Here is a 19,303-nt window from a genome sequence, read left to right on the forward strand (position 1 = left end):
ACGCAATATCGCCGATGGTAGTGTGGGGTCTCCCCATGTGAGAGTAGGTCATTTCCAGGCGCCAAATACACGAAAAAAGCCCTAGCAGAAAACGCTAGGGCTTTTTTCGTATATACACTGCGTGAAAAGAGCTATTCCCGATGTCGCCCCGCCGCTGAGCGGGGTCCCCAGCTTGCAGCAAAGCTGCTACGCGCTACAAGATTGCAATGTACTTCGTACATAAAACGTAACCTCTCCGCCCCCATGTGTTCGCTGCGCGAACTACGAGAGTAGGTCATTTCCAGGCGCCACTTTTGTAAAAGTGAAGACAAAACAGTATTCTCGAAAGAAAAGCGATAAAGCCCGTTGCTAATGCAACGGGCTTTTTTCGTATAGTCACTGACCTAAATTGTTCCAGACAATTTTAGGCACTTCCTATATCCATATAGGTCGCGTGAAAAGAGCGACTCCCGATGTCGAGTCGATAATTACTCCTGCATAATCGACACTTCCGCTATCTGATGTTTAGGACTAACAAATGCCTTGGTGGCATGGATGCCAAGGAAAGGCCTTGACGGTCACCACTGCTACGCGCTACAAGATTGCAATGTACTTCGTACATAAAACGCAACCTGTACACCGATATGAGGTAAACTTCCCTTAATATAAAACGGTGAAAAAGTAATGAAGACTCAACCAACTTATTCAACAGAATTTAAAATAGATGCTGCTAACCTTGTTATTAATCAAGGCTATACCATTCGCGAAGCTTGTCAGGCTACCGGTGTTGGCCCAACAGCGATGAGACGTTGGGTTATCCAACTAAAGCAAGAATTTGAAGGTATTACTCCATCTGCGAATGCAATCACTCCAGAACAAAGGCGCATTCAAGAGCTTGAAGCTCAAATTAAGAAGATTGAATGGGGGAAAGACATCCTAAAAAAGGCTACCGCTCTCTTAATGCAAGACAGTATCAAACGATAGCGGGTCAGCTTAATCAACGGGGTGAAAACGTTGGCCGTTATAAGGCCGCAAGTTTAATGAGAGATGCTGGGCTTATCAGTAGCTAGCCCAGAAAACATCGTTATAAGGTAGCAAATGATGAATCTAAAATTACGCCTAATTTATTAAAGCGACAGTTTGACGTTGAAGCAATAAACCAGGTCTGGTGTGGCGATGTAACTTACGTTTGCTTTGGAACCAAATGGCTTTATTTAGCCGTGGTAATGGATTTATACGCAAGAAAGATAGTGGGTTGGCATGCTCAGAAAGCCCAAATACTAATTTGACTTGCGCAGCTTTAAGAATGGCATTTGAACAACGTGGACGCCCCAAAAACCTGATACTTCATTCAGACCAAGGTTGTCTTTACAGTAGCCTTCAATATCGACAAATGCTGTGGAAGTATCAAATCACTCAAAGCATGAGGCGAAGAGGAAATAGTTGGGCCAACGTGGTGATGGAACGTTTTTTAGGGGCATTAAAACAGAGTGGATGCCTAAATATGGTTACAACCGTTTTAAGGACGCTAAGCTCGACTGCATCAACTATATCCTGAAGCACTACAATACAAAACGGGTCATAGTTACAATAATTACATGACGCCAATAGCAGCCGAGATGGCAGCATAAAGCCACCCCTAGATTTTATTTTATTCGTGTCCTCTGTGTAGCAAACGAAGTGAGCGCTTCGTGGTTCTTTGCTTAAAAGCAAAGAACCCAGTTTGTGCTGGGTTCTTAGTTTTTTGTTTATTAATCAGGTTTGGGCTTAACTTACCAGCATTACCTCAAAGCTCCTCTTTTAAGGGGTATTGTGCTGATAATGACTAAGCTGCTAATGAAAAGAATATACCCGCGATAGCCGCGCTCATTAGGTTCGAGCAAGTCGCTGCAACAACGGTGCGTACACCATACTTAGCGATGAAGTCGGTTCTTGATGGACAAAGTGTACCCAAACCGCCAATCAAAATACCCATAGATGCTAAGTTAGCAAAGCCACATAGTGCAAAGCTGATAATCACTTTGCTCTTTTCTTGTAGCACTTGCAGGCCTGCAGCGGTGACTTCCTTGCTGTCTTTTAAGTAAGGAGCTAAGTCACTGTAGGCTACAAATTCATTGACGATAAGCTTCTTACCAATCATTGAGCCAGCAATGGCCATATCAGCTACCGGCACGCCTAATAAGAACGCTAGCGGCGCGAAAATCCAACCTAAAATGCCTTCTAAAGACAGTTGCAAGCCGACCATGTCACCAAAGCCACCTAGAAGATTATTCACTAGGGTCACTAAACCAATCATTGCAATTAACATGGCACCGATAGCGGCCGCTAGTTTTAAGCCACTAGCTGCGCCTTCACCTGCAGCGGCAAGTACGTTGACTGGTGGCTTTTCATCAAACTGCACACTATCATTCATGCTATAAGTAGGCGTAGTGGTTTCAGGTAAGATAAGCTTTGCAAAAAGTACGCCGCCAGGCGCTGCCATAAATGATGCAGCCAGCAAGTATTCCATATCAACACCCATCATGGCATACCCAGCCAAAACGGTGCCTGAAACAGACGCCATGCCACCACACATAACAGCGAAGAACTCTGAATCGCTCATCTTTGCCATATATGGCTTAATAACAAGCGGAGCTTCACTTTGGCCAACGAAGATGTTTGATACCGCAGACATAGATTCAGGCTGCGTTGTACCTAATATCTTCGCCATGCCACCACCAATAATGCGTATAATAAACTGCATTACTCCAAGGTAGTAAAGTACGGCAATTAAGGCCGAGAAGAAAACGACTAACGGTAATACGTTTAGCGCAAATACAAAGCCAATTCCCTCTACAGAGAAATTAACTAGGTTACCAAACAAGAATCGAATGCCAGCCTTACCGCTATCGAGAACAACGTGTACGCCGTGAGACATTGATTCTAATGCCTGGCGCCCAAGTGGCACATATAAAACTAATGCACCAATCAAAATCTGTAAGCTAAATGCAGCGCCAACGGTGCGAAGTTTAATTGCGCGGCGACTAACAGAACAAGCGACACCTATGCCTAAAAGCACTAGCATCCCTATAAAGCCCATGAACATCATGATGGTAGTTCCCTATTTTTTGAGACTCGCAACAAATGCATTAATAAGCTTTAAGAAGTCACTTTCAGCTAACTTGGCACACTTTAAGGTTTGTTCATGTGAAAGCTTCACGTCGCCTAGGCCTTCTGCCATGTTGGTAATTGCGCAAATCGCCAGTACGGGTAGACCGCAATGGGCAGCTGAGATAACTTCAGGGACCACAGACATGCCAACAACGTCGCCGCCGATGATTTGCATCATGCGGATCTCGGCCGCGGTTTCAAAGCATGGACCTGGGTACGACACAAATACGCCTTCGTTAACCGCAATATCTTCAGCTTTGGCGATACTCAGGGCTTGTTCGCGTAGGTCTTTATCGTAAGCATTGGCCAAACTGAAGAAACGTGGGCCGTATTTGTCGTCGTTTGGTCCCGTCATCGGGGTACTTGGCATGGTGTTGATGTGATCAGAAAAAATAACAAGTGAGCCGACATCGATACGCTCTGGGCGAAGTGAGCCTGCGGCGTTAGTCACTAGTAACATTTCACAACCTAAGGTTTTGAATGTACGCACTGGTGTGGTCATTACTTTCATGGTTTCGTGTTCATAAAAATGACCACGGCCTTTCATGCAGGCAACAGGCACGCCATTTAGGTAACCAAGTACCAACTCACCACTGTGACCTTCAACAGTGCTGACAGGGAAGCCGTCTAACTCTTGGTAGCCGATGCTTACCTTATCTTTTAGCTTATCGGCAAGAACGCCTAAACCAGAACCTAAAATCATAGCGATTTGTGGCTTGAAACCAGGCTTGTATTTTTCGATGGTAGCAACGGCATTTGGGACGGGGTCATACAGAGACATTTTTTATTCCTAAGTGGATTTGTTATTGGTCTCACAATATTCCCAAGCCATTTTTATTAAAATCATTAAAAATGACGCTAATGTGCTGTTTTTCAGCACATTGATTGTACGTGTCTGTGTCCGTGGTCATGGGGTTAACTGATTTTTATACTAATCGTACTAAAGATGGCTCACGTAGAGCGGCTGATATTGAAAACAAATGACAAAGCTTTGAATGCTGCGTTAGTGGTTCTCGATATACGACTGAATGGATTCTGGAGGTAGAGTAACGCAGGAGCCGTTTCCGAGGATGCTAGAGTCGAGGAGCAAGTACAGCCCTTATCTACAGAGCTTTGAATTTCCACTGAATGACCACATCATTAATGTGATGGGTATTCAACCAGCAACAAAATAGATTTTTGATTAGGCCTCAACCAATAGAATGCAATTTAGCCAAATAACCGGATACTAAATTTGTGAACAAAGACCAAAGCGCTGCGGCACTTGACTTAAAAAGCCTTTATTGGGCTGAACGTATTAGCATGAAAATGCTGCGCTACTTCTATGTTGCTAGTCATAGTCAAAATTTTACTCAAGCGGCAGAACGGTTACATATATCTAAATCTCCCTTGAGTGCACAGATGAGAGAACTCGAAACTATTTTGGGCGTGACCCTATTCAACCGTGAACAAAGGAGCATTCAACTGACGTCAACGGGATTATTACTGCGGACGGAGTGCCAATCGATTTTTGATGCTCTGGAAAGCTCGGTAAATAAGGTGACTCAATATGCTCGTGAAACTCAAGGACACTTACGTTTGGGGATTGTCAGTTCCGTTTTTTGGGCAGGCTTTGGTTATGCGTGTCAACAATTGAAGGCCGATTTTCCAAACATTCGTTTTGAATTTATTGAGTTGTCACCGCAACAGCAAAAAGTGGCGTTGTTTAATAATGAAATCGATCTTGGCTTTGTTCGTTATGCCGACACGCTCGACATTACGCCGCTAGAGTCTTGTAATCTCTATTGCGAGGCTATGTGGGTCGCGCTGTCTGATAAACATGAATTAAGTAAAAATAAGATGTTGTGCTTATCGGAGCTTATTCATGAAAAGTTTGTCATGATGAGTCAAAAAAATTCGGCTTCTGCTCAGTTAGTCGTTAACCACTGTGTAAAAGCAGGCTTTATTCCGCAAATAACTCAAGAGGTTGTGGAACCAATGACCTTGATGAATGTGATTGAGAGCCAAGCTGGAATCGCAATCGTGCCTGAAAGCTTTAGCCGCCAAAGCTGGAAACATATCCGCTTTGTTGAGCTAAAACAGCAGATCCATGCGCACATTTGTGCTGTCTATAATCCACAGAAAATGACCACAGAAAAGCAATCGCTCATTCAGTCATTAAATCTGTTTATGAATAGCGAAACTTCTAAAGTCACGCTAACTTAAGTTAACTGTACCGGTATTATTGCAGATCTGACAAATGACACAAAGGCCACGTTAAAAAGTGGCCTTTGTGTTTTCGATAGCCGAACTTTACTTGTTGATTAGTTATTCTCTATTCGTTTTTTAAACGCCTTGCGGGTTTCTTCATCGGCTTGTTGATACCAAAAGTCTAGCATCTGGCCAACGTTTATCTGTTCGTTAGGTTGAATAGCTGTATTTTGAGAGCTTGAGACCTGCGTGGCAGCGACTGCTGTCACTGGGATAACAGCAGCACTTTGAACGTACATATTTTGGCTAGGTTTTAGCTGCAGTGACGCGCTTTGAGTTGTTAGGTTGTAAGCTGCGATCTCCTCTTCATAATCGCGGCCTAACTGTAAGCCGTCTTTGATAAGCTTACCTTGTTCAAAGACAATGCTTTGGTCATTAGCATCTACCAAGGTGATTGTTGGTGATTTATCGAACTTGTCCGCGGCACTGCTTGAGCGAATTTTAGGCAAGGTTAACGCGATTTCAGTGTTATTTTGCTCAAACTTAACGATGATGACATCTGACTGAAACTGTGTCTGGCTGCCATGTTGTTGATATCGCCCTAGGTAGCGAAATGCGATTTGATTTACGCCATTGTTCAGCAGTAATTTGTCTTCACCGCTCGTTTCGACTCCGTTGACAAGAACAAGTTCAGCATTGGCTGGCATTAACAGCTGTACTTCAGCAAGCGCTGAAGCACTTAAAAAGAAAGCTGAACTACAAAGAGCGACACAGTAACGATTCATCTGAGATCCTAATATAAATTAATGTCTTCTTTATAGCAGAATGATGTCAAATTTGCATAACAAGATGGCTTTATTGCTTACTTGTATCGCAATGCTTGGATATTAGTAACAGTTTGCCTGCTTATATCGGGTTATAATCGTTCGAAACACCGCAGAGGGAAAGCTAGTGCTCACTAAAATCTTAATTACCTTACTGATTATTGTCGGGGCTATGGTTTATATTCGTAAACCGAAACAAAATGGCGTGCGTGCGAGTACTAAAGAGTTAGGTAAAAATATCAAACTGCGGATAGGCGCTTATATCTTAATCAGTCTCTCACTAACCGCTACGGCAGGTTACTGGTATTGGGATTGGAGCGATGGAAATAAAGTTGTCAGTGTAACGATAGTGTCACCGATGAGTGACGAATCCGTTGTTTATCAGGTTAGAAAGAAAGATATCACTAGCAACGAAATAACAACTATCAACGGAATTCGCATTAGATTGTCCAATCAAGAACGAATTATCGTTGCTAATACTATAAACGAATAATATTTGTGCGCTTGCTGAAGGTTAGGACTTTGCAATATCGCTTTATGGGTTAGAATGGCCCACGTTTTTTTGTTTAGAATATTTGCTATACGCGTTTAAGGAGGAGCTATGATTACAGCCTATGCCTATGAGGATCGTAAACTTACGATTTTTGAATTGAGCATCAAGGACAACATCCCTCCCGGCATTATTTGGCTGGACTTATATAAGCCTGATGAGCATGAACGTGAATGGCTAAGTGGTTTTTCTGTTGAAGATGTACCTGATGAAGAAGATATCAACGAGATTGAGGCTTCAGCGCGTTTTTACCAGAATAACGATGGACTGCATATCAACTCCTTGTTTCCACAGCGTGCAGGGCAGGATGTTAAAGGCGTAAACGTTTCTTTTAATTTGCGTCAAAACTTTTTACTGACCATCCGTGACGAAGATGTGGGCCTTATCCGTTTGCTGCGTAATTACCTGAGACTAGGTAAAATAGATGCGACTACGCCTGAATCTTTACTGCTAGAGCTATTTACTCTTAAGGTTGATTACCTTTCTGATCTAATTGAGGACGTATATACCGTACTTGAAAACGTCAGTGAAGAGGTGTTTAAGAACGAAGAGCTTGATAATGTTTTTAAGCTAATCACTCGCCAGGAAGATTCAAACGGTAAAATTCGATTAAGTTTGCTCGATACCCAACGTTCATTGAGATTTATGCAGAAGCATTATCGAAGTAACCTGTCTGATGATGAGCTTAAAGATCTGCGTGAGATGCTGTCGGATATAGAGTCTTTGATGCCTCATAGTCAGTTCATTTTCGATAAGCTCAATTTCTTGCTTGATGCGGCTATGGGCTTTAGTGGTCTTCAGCAAAACAAGATCATTAAGATCTTCTCTGTTGCCGCCGTAGTGTTTCTTCCGCCAACGGTAATTGCAAGCTCCTACGGTATGAACTTTGTTAATATGCCTGAACTTGACTGGAAACTTGGCTACCCAATGGCCATTGTGATGATGTTCGGTAGTGCAGCGGGGACTTACTTTTTCTTTAAACGAAAAGGTTGGCTGTAAAATAAACGGCAAGGTCATGAATAAAATAGCTCGCAATAGCGAGCTTTTTTGTGTCTATAGCAATATTAACCTTGTTTAGACCTTTTCTTAAGGGGTACCACCACGGCCTTATTTTGAAAGAAGGTGTCAGGTTGAGAGTAAACCTGGTTTAACACCGCCAGCTTTTTAAACATTAGGTTGCTGACCACCAGACAACGTTGATAGGGACTGTTGCACAGCGCTAATCGCTTGTCTAAATGATCCAATAAAGAGGTGAGGCAAGCTTGATTGGCTGTACTACTTTCAGCTATAGCTTCTCTACAGAGTGTTTTTTGCAGTGTATCTAGCTTTTTCGGGGAGTTTTTAGCAAGCCATAATAAGCTGTCAAAGCTTGGAAGTTTAGTCATAAACACTTCTCCAACGTAATAACTCATTCTATAAAACTAGTCATTGACTCCTCATTGGGCAAGAAATCTGCTTTATTTTCCGCTGTTATCTATTGCGGGGGCAAAGGGAATATCTTGTATGCTACTGGTTTATTTACGCTAAGTTCATTTATACAGATTGGAATTAAAGGCGTTATAGTGCGTTGGCTTTTTTAGGGGCACAAAGCAGAGATAGACTCGATTTTAGAGCCGATATTAAGATGCCCTGTAAACAATGGCAAAGCAGGGAAGCAATATAGGGTCAGGTATATTGATTAGTGATAAGTATATAATCCTTGCTTGCAGGAATGTTTAGGCAAGCAAGGGGGTATATTTTTAGGTGGCAATATTACTTTTCTGTGCCGAAAAAATAGCTGACTTTCTCTCTTGGGCTTAGATATTGAATCACTTTTTCTGGTAGCGCAGCAACAGGCAAGCACCTAACGATAGTTAAACCTTCACTCGCCAAGTCGATAATGGGGGCTTGCTCTTTTGGCACGGCCTGATCGTAGACCAGAACGCGTGGTAATAGTAGCAGGCTCAAATTAACCGACATTACCATAGCAAATTGACCCGAATTGAGCTCCACAATACTGCCTGGCGGATAAACGCCAAGCATTTTAACTAATCGACTTATCACTTGTTGATTGAGCTGGGTCTGATAATTCTTATAGAGATAACCTAGGGCCGAATAGGGCGTTCTGGCCTTTTTACTGCGGTCAGAATGACACAAATTATCGTAAGTGTTGATGGCACAGACTAGCTGGCTAAGTTTATCCAACTCTTTTTCTTGTTTGCCTTTCGGTACACCCGAACCATCTAAAAACTCGTGATGATTTAAGATAATGGGTAATGCCTCTTGAGGGAAATTGTCAGCAGCGATTAATAACTCAGCCCCCATAGCAGGGTGCTGATTGAAATAAATGTGTTCAGCATGAGTAAAAGGGGTGGTTTTTCGTAGCAGCTGAGTCGGCACTTTGAGTTTGCCGATATCATGAAACAGTGCGCCCATGCCTACAAACTCAATTTCTTGACGGCTCCAATTTAACTCTTTGGCGATGAGCATAGACAGCACAGCGACATTGAGGGAATGATAATAGATCCCTTCATCACTTTTAGCATCAGACATCAAATGCAGCACTAATTTATCGTCAGTGAGCAATTGGTTACAAACCCCATGGATAAGCTCTTTAGCTTCATTAACCGCATCCAGCGGACGGTTACGCAGCTTATTGATGAGACTTCTCATCATGGCAACATTACGCACAAAGTGCTTCTCTGTTTTTTGGAGGTGACGTCTCAACGACTGTTGAGCTTCGATGCTTTTTGTTTTTTGTTGGCTAAGCTCACCCGATAATCGCTCAAGATTATTGTCGATAATTTTAGCGGGTTGTTTAGTGCCAACACTGGAAAGCGGCTGGGTGTCACTGCGATCAGGGCGCACATAGACAAACTCTATCCCGAGATTTTTGATTAATTCAACCTGCGCTTCTTGTTTGATCTTGAAGCTATTGAACATGAATGGGTGATCTTTCCAAGCAATTGGTAGCCTTACAAAGTTACCGACTTGCAACTGTCCTACTGCGACTTTACAACTATTGGTCATGGGCATGTTATCGAACTTATTCTAATTTGCTATTTTAATTCAAATTATATAATTTACAATTACTTAATTAAGAATTTTTTGCTCAGTTCTAAACAGGGACCTTAACATGGACTTCATTGAAATATACCCGAATGCAATCCCTGATGAATTTTGCGATGAGTTGATCCGCAGCTTCGATAGACACTCAGGAGTGAGCGCGGGTCACACTGGTGCAGGGGTTGATGAATCGAAAAAGCGTAGTCTCGATCTTATGCTAGATTCCCATGACGATTTAGCCGATTTGAGGGATACATTGCTGGGTTATACGCTCGCTCACGCAAGCCAGTATTTTGATCAATACGCCATGGCGTTAATGGGAGCGGTCTCGGTGAGTGTTAGCGATCAAAGCGGCAAGCCAATAACGTTAACGCCAGATAACTATGACGAGTTAGGTAAGGGCAGAGCCGAAGCTATCGTTAAATATCTGTATCGCAGTGGCAGTATTAATATTCAGAAATATGTACAGAACAAAGGTGGTTATCCGCACTGGCATTCGGAGCAGTTTCCGCAGCTAGGACATAATGAAGCCTTGCATCGAGTCGCTTTATATATGTTTTACTTGAACGATGTTGAAGAGGGCGGCGAGACGGAGTTTTACTATCAAAACAAACGGGTAAAGCCGAAGAAGGGCACTATGGTGATAGCCCCAGCTGGTTTTACCCATTCCCATCGTGGCAATGTGCCACTCAGTGGCGACAAATATATCGCCACCTCTTGGATCATGTTTAATCGTGCCGAGCAGTTATACCCATCAGTATAAAGATTTGGTCGCTCAGCGAGAGTTTAGCGGTTCTGAGGAAGGTCATTAAATGCTCCTCGGTAACTGCTCCTGCGTTACTCTACCTCCTATATCCATATTGTCGTGCATTAATGACATTCACCACATCTGACCTCCAGGGATGGAGGAAATGTCTTATGTATGTCGGGAACATACAAGACCATGTGGCTTGCAACGAGTGAAGAGCATAGTTGAACTAGGTTAAGCTCCCTCTTGTTCCATAAGAGTCACAGCATCAGAACCGCTAAAACTCGCCATTCTGGAGCGTTTTTTGGCTGCCTACTTCTGCGTTGAACAGCTTTACAAGGGAATAACCATTCTTTCAACTATTCGCCTAGAATTAGTTTGCCAAAAACAGCTCTGAGTAGATCAACTTCTTATACTGATTGGTATTATATGGGCCAGCGAAATAATACTAATGGGTATTGAAGCAGGGATAACACGCATTCAATACCGTTGTTATCCCTGTATGTTAAGTTAATGGTTTAGCTTAAATCGGAATGGAGATCCTAAAGCAGGCACCTTCTAGATCGGATGTTTCGATGCTTAAGCGTCCGCCGTAACTGATGACGATTTCATTACACACCGCAAGGCCAATGCCTTGGCCTGCTTTTTGAGTATCGGCTCGTACACCACGTTGAATAATATTTTGACGAATACTTTCATCGACGCCAGGGCCATCATCTTCAACGAGCAGCTCAAACTCACCCGCATCATTGTAATAAGATGAAACTCTAACCGTGGTAATACAAAGTTTAAAGGCATTCTCCATTAAGTTGCCACAAAGCTCCATCAAGTCGCCTTTATCGCCGGGGAACACATGCTCTGATGGGATCACGGCTTTAAATTGCACTTGTTTATCACGATAAACTTTAAACAACATCTGCGCGAGTTGCTCAACCAAAGGTAAAATTTGGGTCTGTTCCTGTTTCAGGCCCTTGCGGCCGAGCATGGCACGCTTCAATTGGTATTTAACCAATTGATCCATTTGGCTGACCTGCTCCATGATTTTCTCGCTGCAGGCCTCTTTATCCAGACTGCGGTCATCAGTAATCGCATGCACTGCAGCGAGTCTTGTTTTGAGGCTGTGAGCCAGATCATTCATCGCATTTTGGTAGCGTTGTTGTTGGGCACTCGACTGAACCAGCAATTGGTTCAGCGCTTGGGTTACGCCCTCTAACTCAACGGGGTAGCCTTCAGATAAAGACTTCGCTTTACCACTATTAACCGACTGTAATTCATTTCTGAGACGCACGAGTGGTCGCATCCCCCAATAGGCAGCACTGATAAGTAATACCAATGCGAGGGCTAAAACGAAGGCTAAACGTATATAGGTCAGGCGGCTAAACTTACTGTATTCTTGTTCTAGCTTTTCGGCGTCTTTCAGTACCAGCAGATTATATTTAGTACTGGCAATATCGAGGGACAATAGATAAACGAAGTAACCTTTATTATCGGCTAACGACAAGTAGTAGGGGGGCGAAGTGTTTCTTATTTCGTTGAAGCGTTCGCAGGTATCAAACAGACCACGTTCAACCGCTAATGATGATGTCCAAACCTGATTAAAGCTACTGTCACAGCTGGCGATAATATAGCGCTGGGCAGCATTATTTTCTTCTAACCACTCATCACTATTATCGGGTATCAGATCATGTTCTCTGAGCTCGGCTGCAACTTGCGGAATTTCTGCAATAAGCTGCGCAGTTTCTTCGTTATAGCTGTTTTGAGCATGGAGGATATTCACCATCCAGGCTAAACCGAAACCGACCAATGCGATAATAGATAATGAGGTGAGAAACATCCGCGTCAGCAGACGTTTCTTAGGTTTGAAGCTTAACTGCATGGCAAGTTAAATTTGTAACCCTGGCCACGGATTGTCGCAATAGGGTTTTCAAGGCCATCTTTAGTTAGCTTTTTACGCAAACGGCTCACCATCACTTCAATGGTATTGGGATCGCCTTCTTTATCGCCATAAATAACATCGAGCAAACGCTGCTTAGCAACCACCTCATGACAATGGCGCATCAAGTACTCCAGGATAAGGTACTCAAAGGCCGTTACTTCCATAGGTTGGTCATTCAGGCTGACCTGTTTAGCCGCAAGGTCAATTTCTAACGGACCACTGGTAATTTGCGGTTTAACAAACCCAGCACTACGGCGTACTAATGCGTCAAGACGAGCGACGAGCTCTTCTTTTTGGAAAGGCTTAACCAAGTAGTCATCGGCACCGGCATTTAGGCCTTCTACTTTATCTTGCCAGTTCACTCGGGCGGTGAGGATTAATACTGGCGCTTTAAGGCCATTATCTCGAAGACTTTGAATGAGGCTAATACCGTCTTGATCGGGCAAACCTAAATCAACAATGGCAACATCGATAGGGTAATTGGTAGCTTGATAAAATCCTTCTTTCGCGGTTAATGCTACTTGAACTTGATTGCCTAATTCACTTAGCTGCACTTTTAGGTGGTGCGATAAAATGGGGTCATCTTCAACAACTAATATTCGCATAGTCATAATATCCTTGAATTCAATACTGATTAGTTTACGCAGAATTATGCTTGCTGCCAACTAGGTGTTTATTAAGTAGAAGAAGCTTACGCCTTAGATACTTAACCAAGGCTGAACTTGGAGGTGTAAGCCACTTTAGGTGTTGTTTATTTAAACTAAATAGTGATGTTCGCCTATAAAGTCCACGAATAATCGAATTAGGCGTTATTTTGTGTCGTTATTTCTGGGTTTATTGCTGCTTTTTCGTTAAGGTTACGTGAAAATTTACCCGCTAAAGGATTAAAATATGTCGCTAGTAAGGCGATTTACAGTGTTATTACTACTGTTATTAACGCCGAGTGTGATGGCGACAACGTTTACGTTTACGGCTATTCCCGATGAAGATGAGCGCCAATTACGCACACGCTTTGATAAAGTTGCCGTTTATCTTGAACAAAAGCTGGGTGTTAAAGTTAAGTATGTGCCAGTGAAGTCCTACTCTGCTGCAGTGACGGCTTTTCGTAATAACCAGGTGCAATTGGCTTGGTTTGGCGGCCTCTCAGGTGTGCAAGCAAGGCGACTAGTGCCCGGTTCTGAGGCGATAGCCCAAGGCTATGAAGATCAGTTTTTTAAAAGCTATTTTATTGCACATACATCGACAGAAATTGTTCCTAGCGATAGCTTTCCTAATTTAAATGGCTATACCTTTACATTTGGCTCGAAAAATTCGACCTCTGGGCGCTTAATGCCGCAATTCTTTATTGAAAGAAACTTAGGTAAAAATAGTAAAGATATTTTCAACCGCATAGGCTACTCAGGTGATCACAGCCGTACTATTGCTCAAGTACAAGCGGGTGTTTATCAAGTCGGGGCGGTTAATTACAAGGTATGGGAAACCGCATTAGCCAACGGCAAAGTGGATCTTAATAAGGTTAATGTAATTTGGGAAACTCCAGCTTACCCCGATTATCAGTGGACCATTCGCGGCGACGTTGATAGCGAGTTTGGAGCCGGTTTTGCTGAGAAAGTTGAAGCGGCGCTGATTGGTATGACGGACCCACAATTGCTAAAAAGTTTTCCTCGTCAGTCATTTGTTCCTGCTGATAATCTAGATTATCAACCGATAGAAGATGTGGCAAAAGCAATAGGTTTGATTGATTAGTCCTATGCTAGAACTGAAAGGCTTAGTGATTCAGTTTGGTGATAAAGTGGCTTTGGATGTACAGAGTCTCGCGATTACCTCTGGTGAAAAGGTTGCCATTATCGGACGCTCTGGTAGTGGCAAGTCGACCTTAATTAACCATATTTATGAAATATTACGACCAAGATCGTCACTGTGTTCACAACGACAGGGATTAGTTGAGAATTTAAGTGTTTTTCATAATATTTTTATGGGAGCGCTTAATCGTCACCACTGGTATTACAATTTGGTAAACCTTGCTTATCCGCTGAGCCAGCCGTTAAAAGAAGTAGGCCAAATTGCCACAGAGCTGGAATTGGACTGTCCACTCACCAAACCGGTTTCAACTTTATCGGGTGGGCAAAGGCAGCGTGTTGCCTTAGGGCGAGCTTTATATCAACAGCAGCAGTTATTTATTGGCGATGAGCCATTCTCGGCACTCGATCCTGTTATGGGGCAACGTTTGTTGTCTCATGTGTTAGCAAGTCACAATACCGTGCTAATGGTGTTGCATGACATGGATATGGCACTGGCGAATTTCGATAGAATTATTGGATTGCAAGAGGGCAGAAAAGTGCTCGATGTTTGTAGCAAAACCCTCGACGTTGATACACTACAAGCTTTTTATCAAGACGATAAAGCTCCGAATTTAGTTAAAAACTCTTTAGCTACAAGCAGTTTACTTTCAAGCAGTATATCTACGGCGAGCTTAGGCAAAAGCGGCTCAGATAGCAGCAGCTCACTTAAAAGCGCCTCGTTGCAAAGCGCTAGCAAGAAGCGTTAGTTTGCGCCCACAGCAACCGTTGGCCCCACGTGTGTTTATTTTTGTTGGTTATTGGCAAAAAGTCACTTTGGCATTGTGGCTGATCACTGTGATATGTTTTTATTTTGCTGACACTGAAATCATCGCTTTGGATCCGTGGGCAGAGTTACTGTTACTTGCAAAAGGCTTTGGCGCACCGGATTTTTTCGCCACGGAATTTCTACTCGATGCGTTATGGCAAACCGTTAGTTTTGCGCTGCTAGGCGTATTTTTAGCACTGGTATGGGGCGCGCCAGTTTCACTCATCTACCACAAACCTTTTATTGCCGCGCTGTGTGCATTTATTCGCTCAATTCATGAGATCTTCTGGGCACTACTGTTTTTACAAATTTTTGGGTTGTCGCCACTGACCGGCATTCTAGCGATTGCACTGCCGTATGGCGCAACCTTTGCCCGAGTATTTAGCGATATCTTACAGCAAGCTCCAACAACAAGTTTGCAAACGTTTCCCAATAAAACAGACCGTATTAGCCGCTATTTTTATGGCCGAATAGCGCATGTTTTTGTGCCAATTCGTGCGTATGTGCGTTATCGATTTGAGTGTGCATTAAGAAGTAGCGCAGTGCTTGGATTTGTTGGCATGCCAACCTTAGGGTTTTATTTAGAATCAGCGTTCCGCCAGGGACATTATCATCAAGGCGCAGCGTTACTGATGTTGTTTATAGCCTTGATTGGCACGATTCCTTATTGGGGACGGATTAAATTGCTGCCAATTTATTTCGTGTTAGCGATCTGGGCCTTACCGGCGATACCAAATGTGGATAGCGGCCTTATTTGGCGCTTTTTAAGTCAAGATATTTTGCCTCCTATGTTTCAAGGCTCAGTGTTTGAAAACAGTAGTTTACAAAACAGTAGCGCGACTGGCGTAGAGCTCTTCAGCCAGTTTATTAATTGGTTAACTAGATTGCTCAGTGAGCAAGCGCTGCCCGGGATCATAGCAACACTTTTGCTCGCCGTAACGGCATTGGGCATGAGCCACTTTTTTGCGTTAATAGGGAGTGCCGTTAGTGATAAGCGTTTAAGCGGGCGATTTTTTGCGGCTATCAATAGATTGGTGTTATTGATATTACGCTCGGTACCAGAATATATTTTTGCTTTTGTGTTTATGCTGTTACTTGGCCCATCAATGTTGCCAGCGATGTTGGCCTTGGCGATTCATAACGGCGCACTTATCGCTTATTTAACCATTCGTCATGCCGATGAGGTACCCGTGTCGGCGCACTTTAATGGCAGACTCGATGGTTACGGTTATGAAGTCTTACCGGCCATATACCCCAACATGATGGCACTACTGTTTTATCGCTTTGAAGTGATCTTAAGAGAAACGGCCATTTTGGGCATGTTAGGCATCACCACATTAGGCTTCTATATTGATAGCAATTTTGAAGAGATCCGCTTCAACGGGGCGTTAGTACTGATGTGCGTAACGGCATTGGTTAATATTGTGGTCGATATAATGAGTCGACGTGTGTTGTATCACAACAATAAAACGCAATTAGGTTGTGCCCATTAGCAATAAAGCGAGGCAAAACCGAATTGCACTTTTGCGTTTTCTATTAGCTAAAAATCTTCCGTTGCTTGCGCTTTTCTATAATGCCATTACCACACCAAGCCGCTAACAGCGTAAAAGCAATAACGCCAGCCATAATCGCACTTAAGCGATACCAAGGTGCTTCAGCCAGCATACGCATCTGAATATATTCAAAGCTGCTTACGCCCCAAACAAGAAACGCCGAAGCCACTAAACCAACTTGCAGCAATCGAGTTGTCCAACTGGCTTTAATAAACAGTAATAGCGGACTTAAGGCAAAAGCAATGCAGGCCTCATTTTGACCAAAGCGTAAAAAGTGTGCGCCGATAAGAAGATAAGCCAAACAGATAAGAAGAATTCGCCACCACATGACAGGTAACCTTAAGAAGTTATAATTGTGACCTAGAGCTTACGTGAAAGTATAAGGCGTATTCTACAGGCGGCTTCACAATAATGAGAATTAGCCTGATTAGAAACACTCAAGCCAAACATCAAACAGAAGCATCAGATAATACACATTACATCAGAGCTGGGCTGTACCTTATTTATACTGGGCCATCTACCACTACAACTTATCGCGGATACTTGAGAAAAACTTTGAGTTTACCAACTCACTTTTGGACAGAATCCATTCGCAACGGCGAATATGGCGAAGCCATGTGCTAATAAGCGAGAGCTAGGGATAGCGAACTGGCCGTTAAACACGGATGTTATTGGGACACAGAGCGGTACGCTACACGAAGAAAAGCAGCGGCAAAAGGCTCGTCATCAAACATTTTGATCTTTTGCTCTACGACCTTCTCCGTGACCTCGGTGAAAGCGAAGCGCTTCGTGGTGAAATTGACTTTTTAAAAAGTGATGCTTGTTCAATATATTCAGTGTTAGCTAACTCGTTTCTAGACCAAAGTAAGTTAAAGCTAAGGCTCTAAAAATGGGTAGTAAGGTTAGAAAATGAATGGGATTCAAATAAAGTTTACACAGACTCTGACGAATCCCTTTTTGCCAAAGGGGTTGCGGCGAGTTCGAGACTACAGATTACTGCAAGGAAGTTGCCGAAAACTAAGACTGCAAATACAACTTATGCTGGCTGTTGCTGGCGCGCTGCCTCAAGTAGTAGGAAGTCCGGCACTTGCTGAGTTTGATCGAACGGTAACGATACGCTCTTGCCCATGCTGCCGTCAGCCGATGCGCTTCATGTGCATTCATCTCAACAGACGACCGACGAGTTCAACGTTCACAGCCTAGTGCTGCAAGAATAAGGATAACGGTAACACTGAGTTAAAAGAAGAGGAGTAAATACAACACACTGATATAGCGGGACTTGTCTAATTGGCTGCTTTGCTAAGGGCTAGATATGTTCTGGTGAAAACAAATTACTGACCAATCATTCAAACAGACCGAACTCTCGATCTGCTATTTACTATATAAAGGTAACACTGCAACGGACCCGGGCTTGTTCAACACTCGGGATAAGGACGCGGCTACGCGCGGCCTATCCATATTGTATGGATAATAACTAAGTAATTTGGGTAAAGTGAGACCCAAGCTTTTGCTGCAACTTAAGCCTTCTATTTGATAGCTCGATATCCTTATGGCTCCTCTATTGAGAGACCGATAACAAACGTGAGCATCATGTAGAACTCCAAGCATTAATCTCGAATAGTCGACAGGGTCTAGAACCCGTATTTCGCAATAAAGAGAACGCTTATTATGAATAGCCATCACATGCAAAAAATCAATGTCGGAGTTGATATCGGTAAATCACAACTTGATATATTTATCCGCCCCCTTGATATCTTTTTCACTGTTGCTAATGACACAAAAGGTATTAGAGATGCAATCAATAAGATAAAAATTCACAAGCCTCAGCGCATTGTAGTTGAAGCCACTGGCCGATTGGAAATGCCATTCATTCTAGCCTGTTCAGAAGCAAAGCTCCCCTTTGTTATCGCTAACCCTATGCACGTTAAACGATTTGCAGGCGCTATAGGTCGACGAGCCAAAAATGACCGATTAGACGCCGAACTTATCGCTCACTATGCAGAAGCCATCAAGCCGAAACTGACTGAGCTAAAACCTGAAAAAATAAGATTAATGAGTGATTTAGTTACTCGAAGAAATCAACTTCTCACCATGCAGACCATGGAAAAAAATCGCCATCAAATCTTATCTAAAACACTCGTTTCTACCATTAAACCGATTCTTACAGCGCTAAAAAACCAGATAACAAAAATCGAGTTAAAAATTCAAAAGTTAATTGAAGAATGTACCGAGTATCAAAGTAAAAACATCATATTGCAGAGCATGCCAGGGATCGGAAAAATAGCAGCGGCGTCTATTATCAGTAATATGCCTGAGTTAGGCTATATCACGAGTAAACAAGCAGCTTCACTCATCGGGGTTGCCCCCATGACCAAAGAAAGTGGAGCCTACAAAGGTAAGCGGGTCATCCAAGGCGGACGAGCACAAGTACGAACTGTACTCTATATGGCAATGATGTCGGCTATGCAGTGTAACCCTGTGTTTAAAGCCACATATCAGCGACTGCTTGGGCAAGGCAAGCCCAAGAAAGTGGCTATTATTGCATGCGTCCGAAAGATGGTAGTCATCCTCAATTCGATGCTAAGAGATGGCGTCATGTGGGATGAGAATACAGGTAAAAATAAGTTATTGACGCCATAGTCGTTTGTTAGTGCTTCTGTAATACTTTGCTAGATAATAACTCAATCTGTTTAACCACTGCTTGTGGCTCTACAAAAAATA

The 19,303-nt window shown here is 43.1% G+C and carries 16 protein-coding genes and 2 pseudogenes; 10 read left to right on the forward strand and 8 right to left on the reverse strand.

Features of this window, described 5'->3' with window-relative positions; all coding sequences use genetic code 11:
• The first annotated feature begins 663 nt into the window (after positions 1-663).
• Positions 664-1,610, forward strand: a pseudogene (locus tag ACVBIL_RS19515) (IS3 family transposase).
• Between the two features lie 194 nt (positions 1,611-1,804).
• Here ACVBIL_RS19515 and ACVBIL_RS19520 read toward each other — a convergent pair.
• Together ACVBIL_RS19520 and xapA are read right to left on the reverse strand one after the other, a co-directional pair.
• Positions 1,805-3,067, reverse strand: coding sequence for a NupC/NupG family nucleoside CNT transporter (locus ACVBIL_RS19520; RefSeq protein ID WP_447168602.1), 1,263 nt, complete (start codon positions 3,065-3,067; stop codon positions 1,805-1,807).
• A 12-nt stretch (positions 3,068-3,079) separates the two neighbouring features.
• Positions 3,080-3,910, reverse strand: coding sequence for a xanthosine phosphorylase (gene xapA, locus ACVBIL_RS19525; RefSeq protein ID WP_447168603.1), 831 nt, complete (start codon positions 3,908-3,910; stop codon positions 3,080-3,082).
• Positions 3,911-4,365: 455 nt separating this feature from the next.
• Here xapA and ACVBIL_RS19530 point away from each other — a divergent pair, with 455 nt between their 5' ends.
• Positions 4,366-5,334 (forward strand): LysR family transcriptional regulator, encoded by a 969-nt coding sequence (locus ACVBIL_RS19530; RefSeq protein WP_447168604.1) that lies wholly within the window; start codon positions 4,366-4,368, stop codon positions 5,332-5,334.
• Positions 5,335-5,432: 98 nt separating this feature from the next.
• Here ACVBIL_RS19530 and ACVBIL_RS19535 read toward each other — a convergent pair whose 3' ends face one another.
• Positions 5,433-6,104 carry a YccT family protein gene (locus tag ACVBIL_RS19535; protein ID WP_447168605.1) on the reverse strand — a complete coding sequence of 224 codons (672 nt, stop codon included), beginning with the start codon at positions 6,102-6,104 and terminating at the stop codon, positions 5,433-5,435.
• A gap of 166 nt (positions 6,105-6,270) precedes the next feature.
• On the opposite strand from ACVBIL_RS19535, the gene ACVBIL_RS19540 reads away from it, so the two are divergent.
• Both ACVBIL_RS19540 and corA read left to right on the forward strand, forming a co-directional pair.
• The gene (locus tag ACVBIL_RS19540; RefSeq protein WP_447168606.1) at positions 6,271-6,636 is read left to right on the forward strand and encodes a hypothetical protein; all 366 of its coding nucleotides are present in this window, start codon (positions 6,271-6,273) and stop codon (positions 6,634-6,636) included.
• Between the two features lie 108 nt (positions 6,637-6,744).
• Positions 6,745-7,692 carry a magnesium/cobalt transporter CorA gene (corA, locus tag ACVBIL_RS19545; protein ID WP_447168607.1) on the forward strand — a complete coding sequence of 316 codons (948 nt, stop codon included), beginning with the start codon at positions 6,745-6,747 and terminating at the stop codon, positions 7,690-7,692.
• Between the two features lie 65 nt (positions 7,693-7,757).
• Here corA and ACVBIL_RS19550 read toward each other — a convergent pair whose 3' ends face one another.
• Together ACVBIL_RS19550 and ACVBIL_RS19555 are read right to left on the reverse strand one after the other, a co-directional pair.
• Positions 7,758-8,078 carry a DUF3135 domain-containing protein gene (locus ACVBIL_RS19550; protein WP_447168608.1) on the reverse strand — a complete coding sequence of 107 codons (321 nt, stop codon included), beginning with the start codon at positions 8,076-8,078 and terminating at the stop codon, positions 7,758-7,760.
• Positions 8,079-8,445: 367 nt separating this feature from the next.
• The gene (locus ACVBIL_RS19555; protein WP_447168609.1) at positions 8,446-9,702 is read right to left on the reverse strand and encodes an HD-GYP domain-containing protein; all 1,257 of its coding nucleotides are present in this window, start codon (positions 9,700-9,702) and stop codon (positions 8,446-8,448) included.
• A gap of 106 nt (positions 9,703-9,808) precedes the next feature.
• Here ACVBIL_RS19555 and ACVBIL_RS19560 point away from each other — a divergent pair, with 106 nt between their 5' ends.
• The gene (locus ACVBIL_RS19560; protein ID WP_447168610.1) at positions 9,809-10,501 is read left to right on the forward strand and encodes a 2OG-Fe(II) oxygenase; all 693 of its coding nucleotides are present in this window, start codon (positions 9,809-9,811) and stop codon (positions 10,499-10,501) included.
• A gap of 508 nt (positions 10,502-11,009) precedes the next feature.
• Here ACVBIL_RS19560 and ACVBIL_RS19565 read toward each other — a convergent pair.
• Complete coding sequence (locus tag ACVBIL_RS19565; protein ID WP_447168611.1) at positions 11,010-12,362, reverse strand: ATP-binding protein; 1,353 nt, start codon at positions 12,360-12,362, stop codon at positions 11,010-11,012.
• The gene (locus tag ACVBIL_RS19570) at positions 12,353-13,027 is read right to left on the reverse strand and encodes a response regulator (RefSeq protein WP_447168612.1); all 675 of its coding nucleotides are present in this window, start codon (positions 13,025-13,027) and stop codon (positions 12,353-12,355) included. Before ACVBIL_RS19570 ends, ACVBIL_RS19565 begins: the two co-directional genes overlap by 10 nt.
• A gap of 286 nt (positions 13,028-13,313) precedes the next feature.
• Between ACVBIL_RS19570 and ACVBIL_RS19575 the strand changes: the two genes are divergently transcribed.
• From ACVBIL_RS19575 to ACVBIL_RS19585, 3 genes are read left to right on the forward strand one after another with little or no spacing between them, the layout of a single operon-like run.
• Positions 13,314-14,168 (forward strand): putative selenate ABC transporter substrate-binding protein, encoded by an 855-nt coding sequence (locus tag ACVBIL_RS19575; protein ID WP_447168613.1) that lies wholly within the window; start codon positions 13,314-13,316, stop codon positions 14,166-14,168.
• 4 nt (positions 14,169-14,172) lie between these two features.
• Positions 14,173-14,970, forward strand: coding sequence for an ATP-binding cassette domain-containing protein (locus ACVBIL_RS19580; RefSeq protein ID WP_447168614.1), 798 nt, complete (start codon positions 14,173-14,175; stop codon positions 14,968-14,970).
• A gap of 1 nt (position 14,971) precedes the next feature.
• Positions 14,972-16,522 (forward strand): PhnE/PtxC family ABC transporter permease, encoded by a 1,551-nt coding sequence (locus ACVBIL_RS19585; RefSeq protein ID WP_447168615.1) that lies wholly within the window; start codon positions 14,972-14,974, stop codon positions 16,520-16,522.
• 43 nt (positions 16,523-16,565) lie between these two features.
• On the opposite strand, the gene ACVBIL_RS19590 is transcribed toward ACVBIL_RS19585, so the two are convergent.
• On the reverse strand, positions 16,566-16,910 hold the full coding sequence (locus ACVBIL_RS19590; RefSeq protein ID WP_447168616.1) for a hypothetical protein: 345 nt from the start codon (positions 16,908-16,910) through the stop codon (positions 16,566-16,568).
• A 626-nt stretch (positions 16,911-17,536) separates the two neighbouring features.
• Between ACVBIL_RS19590 and ACVBIL_RS19595 the strand changes: the two are divergent.
• Together ACVBIL_RS19595 and ACVBIL_RS19600 are read left to right on the forward strand one after the other, a co-directional pair.
• A pseudogene (locus tag ACVBIL_RS19595) lies at positions 17,537-17,785 on the forward strand (IS91 family transposase); the annotation flags it as partial.
• A gap of 465 nt (positions 17,786-18,250) precedes the next feature.
• On the forward strand, positions 18,251-19,222 hold the full coding sequence (locus ACVBIL_RS19600) for an IS110 family transposase (RefSeq protein WP_447168617.1): 972 nt from the start codon (positions 18,251-18,253) through the stop codon (positions 19,220-19,222).
• Positions 19,223-19,303 lie beyond the last annotated feature (81 nt).

The organism is Shewanella sp. 125m-7 (assembly GCF_052977045.1).

Bases quoted from the DNA above. Each gene is read 5' to 3' on its own strand.
- ACVBIL_RS19520 (WP_447168602.1), bottom strand. From the start codon at position 3,067: ATGATGTTCATGGGCTTTATAGGGATGCTAGTGCTTTTAGGCATAGGT.
- xapA (WP_447168603.1), bottom strand. From the start codon at position 3,910: ATGTCTCTGTATGACCCCGTCCCAAATGCCGTTGCTACCATCGAAAAA.
- ACVBIL_RS19535 (WP_447168605.1), bottom strand. From the start codon at position 6,104: ATGAATCGTTACTGTGTCGCTCTTTGTAGTTCAGCTTTCTTTTTAAGT.
- corA (WP_447168607.1), top strand. From the start codon at position 6,745: ATGATTACAGCCTATGCCTATGAGGATCGTAAACTTACGATTTTTGAA.
- ACVBIL_RS19550 (WP_447168608.1), bottom strand. From the start codon at position 8,078: ATGACTAAACTTCCAAGCTTTGACAGCTTATTATGGCTTGCTAAAAAC.
- ACVBIL_RS19555 (WP_447168609.1), bottom strand. From the start codon at position 9,702: ATGACCAATAGTTGTAAAGTCGCAGTAGGACAGTTGCAAGTCGGTAAC.
- ACVBIL_RS19560 (WP_447168610.1), top strand. From the start codon at position 9,809: ATGGACTTCATTGAAATATACCCGAATGCAATCCCTGATGAATTTTGC.
- ACVBIL_RS19565 (WP_447168611.1), bottom strand. From the start codon at position 12,362: ATGCAGTTAAGCTTCAAACCTAAGAAACGTCTGCTGACGCGGATGTTT.
- ACVBIL_RS19570 (WP_447168612.1), bottom strand. From the start codon at position 13,027: ATGCGAATATTAGTTGTTGAAGATGACCCCATTTTATCGCACCACCTA.
- ACVBIL_RS19575 (WP_447168613.1), top strand. From the start codon at position 13,314: ATGTCGCTAGTAAGGCGATTTACAGTGTTATTACTACTGTTATTAACG.
- ACVBIL_RS19580 (WP_447168614.1), top strand. From the start codon at position 14,173: ATGCTAGAACTGAAAGGCTTAGTGATTCAGTTTGGTGATAAAGTGGCT.
- ACVBIL_RS19590 (WP_447168616.1), bottom strand. From the start codon at position 16,910: ATGTGGTGGCGAATTCTTCTTATCTGTTTGGCTTATCTTCTTATCGGC.
- ACVBIL_RS19600 (WP_447168617.1), top strand. From the start codon at position 18,251: ATGAATAGCCATCACATGCAAAAAATCAATGTCGGAGTTGATATCGGT.